The sequence below is a fragment of the Zoogloea ramigera genome, from assembly GCF_006539865.1.
GTDB classification, from domain to species: domain Bacteria; phylum Pseudomonadota; class Gammaproteobacteria; order Burkholderiales; family Rhodocyclaceae; genus Zoogloea; species Zoogloea ramigera.
The window spans coordinates 39860-52954 of record NZ_BJNV01000013.1 but is presented as its reverse complement, the minus strand read 5'-3'; the positions used below and the strand labels follow the sequence as shown (position 1 = coordinate 52954).

General features: G+C 65.0%; 10 protein-coding genes and 3 tRNA genes. 9 read left to right on the top strand and 4 right to left on the bottom strand.

Annotated features, from left to right (window positions below):
• Nucleotides 1-5 precede the first annotated feature (5 nt).
• The 6 genes from pgsA to ZRA01_RS05905 all read left to right on the top strand — a co-directional run bounded on the left by pgsA (nt 6) and on the right by ZRA01_RS05905 (nt 2802).
• Entirely contained in the window at nt 6-578 is a 573-nt protein-coding gene (gene pgsA / locus ZRA01_RS05930; protein WP_141350229.1) for a CDP-diacylglycerol--glycerol-3-phosphate 3-phosphatidyltransferase, read from the top strand.
• A gap of 55 nt (nt 579-633) precedes the next feature.
• A tRNA-Gly gene (locus ZRA01_RS05925) sits at nt 634-709 on the top strand.
• 38 nt (nt 710-747) lie between these two features.
• Nucleotides 748-821, top strand: a tRNA-Cys gene (locus tag ZRA01_RS05920).
• A gap of 17 nt (nt 822-838) precedes the next feature.
• Nucleotides 839-914: transfer RNA gene (locus ZRA01_RS05915), tRNA-Gly, on the top strand.
• Nucleotides 915-991: 77 nt separating this feature from the next.
• Nucleotides 992-1615, top strand: a complete 624-nt coding sequence (ampD, locus tag ZRA01_RS05910; protein ID WP_141350227.1) for a 1,6-anhydro-N-acetylmuramyl-L-alanine amidase AmpD — start codon at nt 992-994, stop codon at nt 1613-1615.
• Between the two features lie 482 nt (nt 1616-2097).
• A complete protein-coding gene (locus tag ZRA01_RS05905) occupies nt 2098-2802 on the top strand; it encodes a lytic transglycosylase domain-containing protein (RefSeq protein WP_170182910.1) in 705 nt (234 codons plus the stop codon).
• Nucleotides 2803-2932: 130 nt separating this feature from the next.
• On the opposite strand, the gene ZRA01_RS05900 is transcribed toward ZRA01_RS05905, so the two are convergent.
• On the bottom strand, nt 2933-4096 hold the full coding sequence (locus tag ZRA01_RS05900) for a pyridoxal phosphate-dependent aminotransferase (RefSeq protein WP_141350225.1): 1164 nt from the start codon (nt 4094-4096) through the stop codon (nt 2933-2935).
• Nucleotides 4097-4176: 80 nt separating this feature from the next.
• Nucleotides 4177-6033, bottom strand: a complete 1857-nt coding sequence (locus ZRA01_RS05895) for a phosphoenolpyruvate carboxykinase (GTP) (RefSeq protein WP_141350223.1) — start codon at nt 6031-6033, stop codon at nt 4177-4179.
• A 286-nt stretch (nt 6034-6319) separates the two neighbouring features.
• On the opposite strand from ZRA01_RS05895, the gene ZRA01_RS05890 reads away from it, so the two are divergent.
• The 3 genes from ZRA01_RS05890 to pbpG all read left to right on the top strand — a co-directional run bounded on the left by ZRA01_RS05890 (nt 6320) and on the right by pbpG (nt 11139).
• Nucleotides 6320-8587 (top strand): NADP-dependent malic enzyme, encoded by a 2268-nt coding sequence (locus ZRA01_RS05890; RefSeq protein WP_141350221.1) that lies wholly within the window; start codon nt 6320-6322, stop codon nt 8585-8587.
• 69 nt (nt 8588-8656) lie between these two features.
• Complete coding sequence (locus ZRA01_RS05885) at nt 8657-9796, top strand: patatin-like phospholipase family protein (RefSeq protein ID WP_141350219.1); 1140 nt, start codon at nt 8657-8659, stop codon at nt 9794-9796.
• Between the two features lie 260 nt (nt 9797-10056).
• Nucleotides 10057-11139 carry a D-alanyl-D-alanine endopeptidase gene (pbpG, locus tag ZRA01_RS05880; RefSeq protein WP_141350217.1) on the top strand — a complete coding sequence of 361 codons (1083 nt, stop codon included), beginning with the start codon at nt 10057-10059 and terminating at the stop codon, nt 11137-11139.
• A 55-nt stretch (nt 11140-11194) separates the two neighbouring features.
• Here the strand turns inward: pbpG and ZRA01_RS05875 are convergent, their stop codons facing one another.
• Nucleotides 11195-11926, bottom strand: coding sequence for an IclR family transcriptional regulator (locus ZRA01_RS05875; RefSeq protein WP_141350314.1), 732 nt, complete (start codon nt 11924-11926; stop codon nt 11195-11197).
• Nucleotides 11927-12084: 158 nt separating this feature from the next.
• On the bottom strand, nt 12085-13026 hold the full coding sequence (locus ZRA01_RS05870) for a nucleoside recognition domain-containing protein (RefSeq protein ID WP_141350215.1): 942 nt from the start codon (nt 13024-13026) through the stop codon (nt 12085-12087).
• Nucleotides 13027-13095 lie beyond the last annotated feature (69 nt).

Below are 13095 nucleotides of genomic sequence, written 5' to 3'. Positions count from 1 at the left end.
TGTCCATGCCTTTCAACATACCTAATTCCCTGACCTGGGCGCGCATCGCGCTGATCCCCTTTTTCGTCGGCATCTACTACCTGCCGGCCGATGTGATCTCGGCCGAGGGCAAGAACCTCGTCGCCACCGTGACCTTCATCGTCGCCGCGGTGACCGACTGGTTCGACGGCTACCTGGCCCGCAGCCTCGGGCAGACCTCGGCCTTCGGCGCCTTCCTCGACCCGGTGGCCGACAAGCTGATGGTGGCGGCGGCGCTGATCGTGCTGGTGCACCTCGGGCGGGTGGATTCGCTGATCGCGCTGGTCATCATCGGCCGCGAGATCACCATCTCGGCCCTGCGCGAGTGGATGGCCAAGGTGGGTGCTTCCGGCAGCGTCGCGGTGGCCTTCGTGGGCAAGCTGAAGACAGCGGCGCAGATGTCGGCGATCCCGCTGTTGCTGATCGAGGCGCCGGTAATGGGGTTCGACAGCCTCAAGCTCGGCACCCTGCTGATCTACGTGGCGGCCGTTCTCACCCTGTGGTCGATGGGTTACTACATGCGCTGCGCCTGGCCCGAGCTGATGAAGCGGAGTCGATAAGGTCAAATCAGTTGTTGACAAGCCGTTCTGGCTGTCTATAATGGCGGCTCTTTCAGCGGCAGTAGCTCAGTTGGTAGAGCGCAACCTTGCCAAGGTTGAGGTCGAGAGTTCGAGACTCTTCTGCCGCTCCAGAATTCAGTGAAAAGCGTAGCTTTTCCGTGCAATACACGGCGCGATAGCAAAGCGGTTATGCACCGGATTGCAAATCCGTGTAGGTCGGTTCGACTCCGGCTCGCGCCTCCAGTACTTGAAGTTTGAATGCGGCAGTAGCTCAGTTGGTAGAGCGCAACCTTGCCAAGGTTGAGGTCGAGAGTTCGAGACTCTTCTGCCGCTCCAGGATAAACGGGGAAAACGATGATTCGTTTTCCCCGTTTTGTTTTGTCCTGCGCGCCGAGTCGCCAGGAGCGAGGCCCATGAAAATCTCCTTTCCCCCTGATCCGGTGACGAACTGCGATGAGCGGCCTGCCGGCGAATTGCCCTCCCTGGTCGTCGTGCACGCCATCAGCCTGCCTCCTGATCGGTTCGGCGGGCCAGCCGTGGAGCAGTTGTTCACCAATCGTCTGGACCCCTCCGGGCACCCCTATTACGCGACGATCCATCATCTGCGTGTCTCCGCCCACTACTTCATCCGGCGCGGCGGCGAGCTGGTCTGTTTTGTCCCGCCCGAAAAGCGCGCCTGGCACGCCGGTGTCTCGTCGTGGCGTGGGCGCGAGCGCTGCAATGATTTCTCCGTCGGGGTCGAGCTGGAGGGCTGCGACATCCTGCCCTTCGAGCAGGCCCAGTACGAGGCGCTGGCCGGGCTGCTTAGCGAACTGTGCGGCCGCTTTCCGGTGGCGGGCGTCACCGGGCACTCGGATATCGCTCCGGGCCGCAAGACCGACCCGGGCCCGTATTTTTCGTGGGGGCGCCTGCGGCGCATTCTTATCGAAGCGGGGAAGGGCGAGGTGGCCCTCCTGATCGAGCCGGAAGGGGAGGGCGAGAGCGACGATTCCGATCGGATGCGCTGGCCTTTTCCACTTGCCGGGCGACCGCTCTGAGGCTTGCCGAAACCCGCTCAGGCGCCGGGATTTCTCTCCGGCCGCGGCCAGCTTCAGGTTCACCCGCCAGCTCCGGCTTATGCGGTGTGATTTGCCCCACGCCCGGGTGCTTCCCCCTGGGATTGACAAAAGTGAATCGAATCAATACAATGCATTTTGTGTGCAATGCAGCACGCAGTTTTTTTGTTAAATGTCGGCGCTGAAATCGTCGCATAACCGGGCTTCCCTTTCCGGTTAATGACCGTCTCAAGGTCTGGTTTCGGCGCTTTTTTTGGCACGCTGTCTGGTTGCGTCAGCGTGTTTGGATCAACCCCTGGCGACCTAGTCTTTCGAATGCTTTCGGCTGCAATCTGGCCGATGAGTTGAACCCGGCCCTGCTTCATGGGGCCATCGGGTGAAGCGGCACGGATGTCCTGCCTCTGTTTTTCAAGGGCGGGTTTGCGTGTGTGTTCGGTGGGCTGTGGCCACAGAAAGGAGAGCCCATGTTCGCAACTCGTATCGCGAAGTACGCACGTCACGCGGCTTCATTCATGCTTCACTTTGCCCACGGCGGGCTTCTCGTCGCCGGGCTCATCGTTACCCTGTTCATTGCTTCACGTATCGCCAATCACGGCGTTCAGGGTTTGTCCCTTGGTAGTCTGGGTGGAGAATCGTCGGTCAGTACGGCGGTTGTCGACGAGCCGGTGGTCGAACCGGTGGTCGAGGTCGCGGAAACGCCGGCCAAGCTCAGCCCCGACCTGCAGCGTGTCAAGGCCTACGTGGCCAAGCGTTATCAGGTGTCGGCGGTGGCCCTCGAGCCGCTTCTGGCGGCGGCCCAGCAGACTGGTCGGAGCGTGGGGGTTGATCCTCTCCTGATCGTGGCGGTGATGGCCATCGAGTCCCGCTTCAACCCGTTCGCCGAGAGCCCGATGGGCGCTCAGGGCCTGATGCAGGTGATCCCCAAGTGGCACCCTGACAAGATCGACGTCAAGGCTGACCGGAGTGCCATGTTCGATCCCCACACCAACATCCGTGTCGGTGCGCTGGTCCTCAAGGAGTACATCCAGACCACCGGGTCCATCGAGAGGGCGCTGCAGCAGTACAACGGCTCCAGCGACCCGGCCGCTCCCTATGCCAACAAGGTCATGGCGGTCAAGGCTCAGCTGAGTCAGGCTGCCCGCAGTGGTGGCAAGTTCGTTGGCGCCTGAGCCGGGTCTGCGGAACCGGTAAATAAGCCCGGCTCCGCACCGTTCGAGGTGGCTCCCGTTTTTGGGGTGCCCTGAAGGCCGTCATCTCGACGGCCTTTTTCAATTCTGTCGCGGCTTGCTGCGCGCAGCTTCAGCCGGTGCGCAGGACTCTGGCGATCCGTTCGGCCGCTTCGACGAGGCGGGCTTCGCCGGTCGTGTAGGCGATGCGCAGGTGACGATCCGGGGCGTTGTCGCCAAAGTCGATCCCGGGTGTCGTGGCGACGCCCGCGTCCTCGATCAGGCGCCGTGCGAGGGTCTCGCTGTTGTCGGCGAGATCCGAGATGTCGGCGTACAGATAGAACGCGCCCTGGGGTTCGGTCGCAAAGCGAAAACCGAGCTCACGGAGAGCCGGGAGTAGCGTGTTGCGACGCGCGGCGAAGGCGTGGCGGCGCTCCTCGAGAATTTCCAGGGTGGCCGGGGTGAAGGCGGCCAGGGCCGCGTGCTGGGCCGGCGTCGACGGCGAGATGAAGAAGTGCTGGGCGAGCTTTTCGATCTGGCGCACGTAGGCCTGGGGAGCAACCACCCAGCCGAGCCGCCAGCCGGTCATGCCGAAGTATTTCGAGAAGCTGTTCACCACGAACACATCTTCAAGGCTGGTCAGGGCCGTGCTGGCGTCGACGCCGTAATTGAGCCCCTGATAGATCTCGTCCACGATCAGGATGCCGCCACGGGCCGCCACGGCTTCGTGCAGCGCAATGATTTCGGCCTGGGTGAGCAGGGTGCCCGTCGGGTTGGCCGGTGAGGCCACCATCAGCCCACGGGTGCGTGCGGTCCAGGCGTCGGCGAGCTGGGCGGGGGTCGGCTGGAAACGCGTCGAGGCGTCCACCGGCAGGGCCCGGGCAACGCCCTCGAAGCTGCGCACCAGGTGGCGGTTGGAGGGGTAGCCCGGGTCGGGCAGCAGCCATTCGTCGCCCGGATCGGTGGTGACGGCGAGGGCCAGCATCAGGGCACCCGACGCGCCCGGCGTCACGATGATGCGTTCGGGGGAGATGTCGGCACCGAAGCGGTCGTGGTAGAAGCGTGCGATCGCCTCGCGCAGCGCAGTGAGGCCCAGCGCCGGGGTGTAATGCACGTGGCCGCCAGCCAGGAAGTCCCGCGCCGCTTCGACGATGGTGGGCGGAGTGGGGAAGTCGGGTTCGCCGACCTCCAGGTGGATGATGTCGCGCCCGGCGGCTTCAAGCTGATGGGCGCGCTTGAGGATTTCCATCACATGGAAGGGTTGGATGTCGGCCATCCGGCGGGCGATCTTGTTCATTGGGATTCCTCGAGAAAAACAAAAAGCGCCGGTCGCCCGGCGCTTTTTTGAGTCGCAGCAGCCTTCCGGCTGCCCGCAACTTACACCGACATGGCCAGTTCGAACAGTTCGCGCTTGAGCATGAACTGCTTGGGCAGGCGGTCCTGCAGCTTTTCGAACCACTCCTTGTGGCCGGCCAGCTCGCTCTTCCAGGCTTCGGCATCGACCTGGGTGAGGGCTTCAAACTCGGCCTTGGTGACATCCGAGCCGGTCCAGTCGATATCCTCGTACAGGGGCATCCAGCCGAGGGCGTTCTCGTTGGCGTGGACGCGGCCGCGGACGCGATCAACGACCCACTTGAGGACGCGCATGTTCTCGCCGAAGCCCGGCCACATGAACTCACCCTTCTCGTTCATGCGGAACCAGTTGACGCAGAAGATGCCGGGGGCCTGGTCGACGGTGTGACCCATCTTCAGCCAGTGGTTGAAGTAGTCACCCATGTGGTAGCCGCAGAAGGGGAGCATCGCGAACGGGTCGCGACGCACCACGCCCTGGGCGCCGAAGGCGGCGGCGGTGGTTTCGGAGCCGAGGGTGGCCGCCATATAGACGCCGTAGTTCCAGTTGAAGGCCTGGTACACCAGCGGCACGGTGGTGGCGCGACGGCCGCCGAAGATGAAGGCGGAGATCGGTACGCCGGCCGGATCTTCCCAGTTCGGGTCGATGGACGGGCACTGGCTGGCCGGTGCGGTGAAGCGGGAGTTCGGGTGGGCAGCCTTGCGGCCGGTTTCCTTGGCGATCTCCGGGGTCCAGTCCTTGCCCTGCCAGTCGATCAGGTGGGCCGGGGCTTCCTTGGTCATGCCTTCCCACCACACGTCGCCGTCGTCGGTCAGCGCGACGTTGGTGAAGATGATGTTTTCCTTGAGGGTGGCCAGGGCGTTGTAGTTGGTCTTCTCGGAGGTGCCGGGGGCGACGCCGAAGAAGCCCGCTTCCGGGTTGATCGCGTAGAAGCGGGTGGTGCCGTCGGCTTCCTTGCGCGGCTTGATCCAGGCGATGTCGTCGCCGACGGTGGAGATCTTCCAGCCGTCGAAGGACTTCGGCGGGATCAGCATCGCGAAGTTGGTCTTGCCGCAGGCAGACGGGAAGGCGGCGGCGACGTAGGTCTTCTCGCCGGTGGGGCTTTCGACACCGAGGATCAGCATGTGTTCGGCCAGCCAGCCTTCGTCGCGGGCCATGTTGGAGGCGATGCGCAGGGCGAAGCACTTCTTGCCGAGCAGCGCGTTGCCGCCGTAGCCGGAGCCGTAAGACCAGATTTCACGGGTCTCGGGGTAGTGGACGATGTACTTGGTGGTGGGGTTGCACGGCCAGGCGGAGTCCTTCTCGCCGTGGCCGAGCGGTGCGCCGACGCTGTGCACGCAGGGCACGAACTCGCCGTCGGTGCCGAGCACCTCGTAGACGGCTGCGCCCATGCGGGTCATCACGCGCATGTTGGTGACGACGTAGGGGCTGTCGGAGATCTCGACGCCGATATGGGCGATCGGGGAGCCGAGCGGGCCCATCGAGAACGGGATCACGTACATCGTGCGGCCGTGCATGCTGCCCTTGAACAGACCGTTCAGGGTTTCACGCATCTTGGCCGGGTCTTCCCAGTTGTTGGTGGGGCCGGCGTCGTCCTTGTTGGCGGAGCAGATGTAGGTGCGGTCTTCGACGCGGGCGACGTCGGAGGGGTCGGAGCAGGCGAGGTAGGAGTTCTTGCGCTTTTCCGGGTTCAGCTTGATGAGCATCCCGGCTTCGACCATCTCGGCGCACAGGCGGTCGTACTCTTCTTGGGAACCGTCACACCAGACGACCTGGTCGGGCTCGGTGAGCGCGGCGATTTCGCCGACCCACTGCTTGAGTTTTTCGTTCTTGACGTAGGCGGGCGCGGCGGCGATCGCGGCTTGAGCAATGCTTTGGGACATCTAACGATTCTCCAACGTTACGGATCCGTGAATGCACTTTTGCCGGAGGGGGAGACTTCCGGCTGGGTATTCGCGTCTTCTGGCCTGGGGCGCACGGCGCGTTATTATTGGCGTCAATGGGGATTAACCCTTAAGAACTTAGCTTAATATTATGCCACGCTTCCCGTCCGGAAGTAATTCATACGTCACGACCCGAGTGCTGTGGATGTCACGAATTGCACAGGATTCGGCTTGATCTCAGGATGTACCCCATCCTTTTGAAGCAAACAACAGAGAGGGAGAAACAATGGACGAGCGTATCCGCCTGGCGGCACTCGAGTATCACCGCCTGCCCAAACCGGGGAAGATCTCGATCGCGCCGACCAAGGCGCTGACCAACCAGCAGGATCTGTCCCTGGCCTATTCGCCCGGTGTGGCGGCGGCCTGCGACGCCATCGTCGAGGACCCCGCCGAGGCGGCAACCCTTACCGCCCGCAGCAACCTGATCGGCGTCGTCACCAACGGCACCGCGGTGCTGGGCCTCGGCAACATCGGCCCGCTGGCCGCCAAGCCGGTGATGGAAGGCAAGGCCGTGCTGTTCAAGAAGTTCGCCGGCATCGACGTCTTCGACCTCGAGATCGAGGAGCCCGACGCCGACAAGCTGATCGACATGATCGCCGCGCTGGAGCCTACCTTCGGCGGCATCAACCTCGAAGACATCAAGGCGCCCGAGTGCTTCTACATTGAAAAGAAGCTGCGCGAGCGGATGAAGATCCCGGTCTTCCACGACGACCAGCACGGCACCGCCATCGTGGTGGGCGCAGCGATCCTCAACGGCCTGCACCTGCTGGGCAAGGACCTCGCCAAGGTCAAGCTGGTGACCTCCGGCGCGGGCGCCGCGGCGCTGGCCTGCCTCGACCTGCTGGTGATGCTCGGCGTGCCCGTCGAGAACATCTGGGTGACCGACATCGAGGGCGTCGTCTTCGAGGGCCGCACCAAGCTGATGGACCCGATCAAGGCCCGTTACTCCAAGGTCACCGATGCCCGCACCCTCGGCGAGGTGATCGAAGGCGCCGACGTGTTCCTCGGCCTCTCCGCGGGCGGCGTGCTGAAGCCCGAGATGGTGGCGAAGATGGCAGCCCGGCCGCTGATCATGGCGCTGGCCAACCCGACCCCCGAGATCCTGCCCGAGGAAGTCCACAAGGTGCGCGACGACGCCCTGATGGCCACCGGCCGTTCGGACTACCCGAACCAGGTGAACAACGTGCTGTGCTTCCCCTTCATCTTCCGCGGCGCCCTCGACGTGGGCGCCACGACGATCACCGACCAGATGAAGCTGGCCGCCGTCAAGGCGATCGCCGAGCTGGCCCGGGCCGAGGCCTCCGACATCGTGGTGGCGGCGTATGGCGAGAACGTCTCCGGCTTCGGCCCCGAGTACATCATCCCCAAGCCCTTCGACCCGCGTCTGATCGTCAAGATCGCGCCCGAGGTGGCCCGCGCGGCCATGGAGTCCGGCGTCGCGACGCGGCCGATCTCCGATTTCGACGCCTACCGCCAGCAGCTCAACAACTTCGTGTGGCAGTCCGGCCTCGTCATGAAGCCGGTGTTTCAGGCCGCCAAGCGTGCGCCCAAGCGCATCATCTTCTCGGAGGGCGAATCCGAGCGCGTGATTCGCGCGGTGCAGACGGTGGTGGACGAAGGCCTGTGCCGCCCGATCCTGATCGGCCGGCCCGACGTGGTCGTCGCCAACATCGAGCGCTTCGGCCTGCGCCTGCGCCCCGAGCTCGATTTCGAGATGGTCAACCCGGACGCCGACCCGCGCTACGACCAGCTCTGGGGCCACTACCACTCGCTGATGGAGCGCAAGGGCGTGTCGGTGGATTACGCGAGGCGCGAGGTGCGCCGCCGCCCGACCCTGCTCGGTTCGCTGCTGCTCAAGTTCGGCTACGCCGACGGGATGATCTGCGGCACCTACGGCATGCATGGCCTGCACCTTAAGTTCATCGAGACGGTGCTCGGCCGCCAGAAGGGCGTGCGCAACTTCTACACCATGAACCTGCTCACGCTGCCGGGCCGCACGGTGTTCCTGTGCGACACCTACGTCAACTACGACCCGACCCCCGAGCAGGTCGTCGAGATGACCCGTCTGGCCGCCGACGAAGTGCGCCGCTTCGGCATCCAGCCGCGCATTGCGTTGCTGTCGCACTCCAGCTTCGGCACCGACAGCTCGCCGACCGCCGAGAAGATGCGCAAGGCGCTGGTGATGCTGCACACCGAGCACCCCGAGCTCGACGTGGAAGGCGAGATGCACGGCGACGCGGCCCTCGACTCGGCCATCCGCATGCAGATCTTTCCGAACGCCCGCATGCGCGAGGACGCCAACCTGCTGATCTTCCCGACCCTCGATGCGGCCAACATCGCCTTCAACCTCCTCAAGACAGCCGCCGGCGACGGCGTGACGATCGGCCCCATCCTCCTCGGGGCGGGCAAGCCGGTGCACATCCTCACGCCGACCGCCACCGTCCGGCGTATCGTCAACATGACAGCGCTGACGGTCGTCGAGGCGGGGCGCTGACAGCCCGCCCTGCATATTCCGCGTCAGCCGCCGTTACTCCTTACTAGCAGGCGGCTGACGGGAGGCGTCATGACAGACGGCAGGGTGGCCCTGGTGCTGACCGGGGGCGGCGCGCGTGCGGCCTATCAGGTCGGCGCGCTGATGGCGGTTCGTGAAGTCTGGGGAAAGCGCCCGGACAACCCCTTCCCTATCCTCTGTGGAACCTCCGCCGGGGCGATCAACGCGGTCGCCCTGGCAGTGTTTTCGGCGGATTTCGACGCCGGTGTGCGCAAGCTGGCCTACATCTGGCGCAACTTTCACGTAGGGCAGATCTATCGTTCCGACACCCTGGCCATCGCTGAATCGGTGCTGCGCTGGGGGTCGGCGATCTTCCTTGGCTGGCTGATCCACCAGTCGCCACGCTCCCTGCTCGACAATTCCCCTCTCCGCGTGCTCCTTGAAGAGCACCTGGATTTCACCCAGATCGGCAAGAGCATCGCTGAAGGCCATCTGCAGGCCGTGACGGTCACCGCCTCGGGTTACACCTCCGGCGAGAGCCTGTCCTTCTTTCAAGGGCGGGACGATCTCCAGCCCTGGCGACGGGCCCAGCGCGTCGGCCTGCGCAGCGAGCTGCAGGTCGAGCACCTGATGGCCTCCAGCGCGATCCCCTTCGTGTTCCCGGCGGTGCGCATCAATCGTGAATACTTCGGCGACGGGTCGATGCGGCAGCTGGCGCCGATCAGCCCGGTGATCCATCTGGGGGCCGAGCGCATCCTGGTGATCGCTGGCGGGCGCCGCTCCGAAGAGGCGCGCCAGCGCGCCGACGCCTACCCGTCGCCCGCCCAGGTGGCGGGCCATGCCATGTCGAGCATCTTCCTGGACGGGCTAACGTCCGACCTCGAGCGCCTCGAGCGGATCAACGCCACGGTCGCTGCCGTGCCACCCGAACTGAGGCGCACCGCCGGCATTCCCCTGAAGCCCATCGAGACCCTGGTGATTGCGCCATCCCAGCGTCTGGATTATCTTGCGGCCCGCCATCGCAACGCGCTGCCCAAGGCCCTGAGCCTGGTTCTGCGCGGAATTGGTGCAACGCGGAAGAATGGCTCGGTGTTACTCTCCTACCTGCTTTTCGAGAAGGGTTATACCCGGTCGCTGATGGAGCTCGGCTATCGCGACGCGATGAGCCGGCGTGCTGATCTGGCCCGCTTCCTCCGGGTAGATCAGGCCTGAACCACCGGGCGGTGTCGCGATTGCGCAACTGATTTCACCTGTGCAAAAAAATCATTCACAAAGAGCTTCAAAAATTTAAAATAAGCCCTTATTTTGAATGAGAAGTCTGCCGTTACCGATTTCCACGTTGTCTGCGCTTCGGGGGGCTGCGGCGTGACGGCTCCCTCGGTGGGCCGTGGATCCGAAGGCAAGGCTGGTCATTGTTTCCTGTTTCACCCCGGAAGAGCTGCCTCTTCCCGCAACGAAGTACTTGAAAGACGATGAAAATCCGTAAATCCCTGATGACCCTGCTGGGCGTTTTCGCGCTGACCCATCTGGCGCCCGTCGATGCTCATGCTGCGGCGCAGCGTGGGGCGTCCAAGAAAGCTTCGGTTGCCAAGGAGAGCCCGGCCCGGGCCACGAAGCTTGCCAAGGCGGCGAAGGTCGTCGCGGTGCGTCCGACCAAGCCCATCAAGTTCGCGCGTGCAGAGTCCAGGCGTGTGAAGGCCTCGCACCTCGCCCACGCAGCGCCCGCGGCTCAGCGCAGCGCTCCGGTTGCCGCGCCCGACATGGACAACGAGGGCAATCCGCTGCTCCATTCGGCCGCCTTCATGATTGCAGACCAGGCTACCGGCTCCGTCCTGCTCGAAAAGAACTCCGACGCCGTCCTGCCGATCGCCTCCATCACCAAGCTGATGACGGCGATGGTCGTCCTTGATGCCCGCTTGAGCCTCACTGAGGTGCTGTTGGTGGCCAACGAAGACGTCGACACCCTGCGCAACAGCAGCTCCCACGTGCCGGTGGGCACCGAGCTCGCGCGGGAAGACATGCTCCGGCTGGCCCTGATGTCCTCTGAAAACCGGGCCGCATCGGCGCTGGGCCGCAACTACCCGGGCGGCCTGCCGGCCTTCGTGGCCGCGATGAACCGCAAGGCAGCCGCCCTCGGCCTGCGGGACACCCGCTTTGCCGACAGCACCGGCCTCAACTCGGCCAACGTCTCGAGCGCCCGCGATCTGGTGCGCATGGTGTCGGCGGCGTCGCGCTACCCGCTGATCCGCGAGTTCTCGACCACCGCCAACTATCCGGTTTCCCTCAACGGGCGGGTCCGGCAGTTCAACAACACCAACGCTTTGGTGAGCAGCCCCGACTGGCAGATCGGCGTTTCAAAGACCGGTTTCATCAACGAGTCGGGCAAGTGTCTGGTGATGCAGGCCTGGCTGCTCAACAAGCCGATGATCATCGTGCTGCTCGATTCCTTTGGCCGCTTCACCCGGGTGGCCGATGCCCAGCGGGTCAAGCGCTGGCTCGAGAGCGCGGCGGTCCAGCAGAAGGTCGCCGCGGCGGTGCGCACGCCGTCCACCTGATCTTGCGTGCATGAAGAAAAAGGGCGCCGAGGGGCGCCCTTTTTTATGGCCGGGTTCAGCGGGCGGGGGGCGGGATGTAGCCCAGCGCCTTTGAGATCTCATCGGCGGTCTGGCGGATCAAGGGTGCCCAGTCGGGGTTGAAGCGCTCGGAGGGGGTGGACAGGGACAAGCCTGCCACCAGCTCGCCGCTGTCGTCCCGGATGCCCGCCGCAATGCAGCGCACGCCGTTCTCCACCTCGTCGAGGTCGTAGGCGACGCCGTGGCGGCGAACCTTGTCGAGCTCCTTTTCGAGGGCCTGGAGCGTGGTGAGCGAGGTGGCGGTGGAGGCGGGCAGGCCAGTGCGCCTGGCGTAGTCCTTGATTTTCTGGGGGCCATCCTCGACCAGGAACAGCTTGCCGGTGGCGGTGGTGTGCAGCGGCGCCCGGGCGCCCACGATGTGCACCACGCGCACCGCCGAGCGGCCGCTGGAGGTGCGCTCGACATAGACGATCTCGTCGCCCGCACGCACACCCAGGTTGACGCTCTCACCCGTGGCGGCATGGAGCTTGAGCATCTCGGGCATCGCGGTTTCCCGCAGCGAGATGCGCGACTTGACGAGGCTGCCCAGCTCGAGCAGGCGGATGCCCAGGCGATACACGCCGGCGTCGCTGCGCTCGACGAAGCCGCTGGTGCTCATCGCGCCGAGGATGCGGTGGGCGGTGGAGGGGTGGAGCCCGGTCTCGATCGCGAGCTGTTTCAGTGGAACCGGATCGGCGTGCTCGGCGAGCACGTCGAGCAGCTTCATCATGCGGTCGATGACCTGGATCGAATTTTTGGCGGGTTCTGGCGTGGACAAATCTCTCTGCCTGGGAATCTTTATCAGCAAATGGTAACGCAGCTTCGCAGATTTCGCCTAGTGAAATGCTGCGTTGCCGCAAAGGTCGCCACGCCGCATTGCTGGCACCGTCAGGCGAGCAGCATGTGGCCGCCCATGCGCACGGCGATTCCCACCAGCGCGCCCAGGGCGGCGGGCTTCCACACCGCCGCCACCCGCCGGCCGGCCGACAGCAGCACGGCTACGCCGGGGATGTCGAGCGGGTGCACCAGCAGGCCGGCGCTGGGGCCGTTGAGGGTGGCGGTGGTGGCCGTTCCGGCGCGCAGCATCTCGTCCATCACGCCCATCATCGCGGTGCCGCCAGCGAGGAACTTGGTGAGGGTGGGCAGCAGCAGGGCCGGGTCGGCACCGATCGCCAGAAGTGCCGGAGAGAGCAACTCGGTGAGGAGATCCAGGGCGCCAAGGCGGCGCAGGGCCAGCACCACGGTGAGGGACAGCACCAGCATCGGCAGGGCGCCGACGGCGATCTTGAAGGCCTCGGCGCCGGCCCGGTTGATCACGTCGAGCACCCCCTTCGCGCTCTCAGCCACCGGGTGGTGGAGGGTTTCGTCGACGGTTTCCTCGGCGTTCGACAGGCCGCGCCCGAAGACGTAATAGGTGGCCGCCGCCGCAATCAGCCCACCCACCACCGACCAGGCCAGCAGCGGGCCGAACTGCAGGCCCATGGCCGCCATCGGCATCGACACGTTGGCCTGGGCCATCGCCAGCACCATCGCCAGGGTGGCGGCCAGATGGCGGCTGGAGGCGCCGCGCTGGTCCATCATCGCGAGGGTGGCCACCGGAGCGGCGAAGCTCACGAAGTTGATCTGCAGGGCTGCGAAGCCGCCGAGGCCAGTCAGGCCCAGCGGGCGCAGGGCGGGGGTGAGGCGGGCGACCACCCAGTCGAGCACGCCCCGGGCTTCGAGCAGGCGCATCAGCGAGATCATCACGATCATCACCGGCAGCAGGATGAAGAAGGACAGCTCGACCGCCGAACGGCCGGCGCGCAGGATGACGTCGATCAGGAGATCCATGGGTATGGAGGGCGGAGAAGACGAGCGGCGGATTATCATGGCCCGCCGGCCAGCCCACAAGCCGCGGTA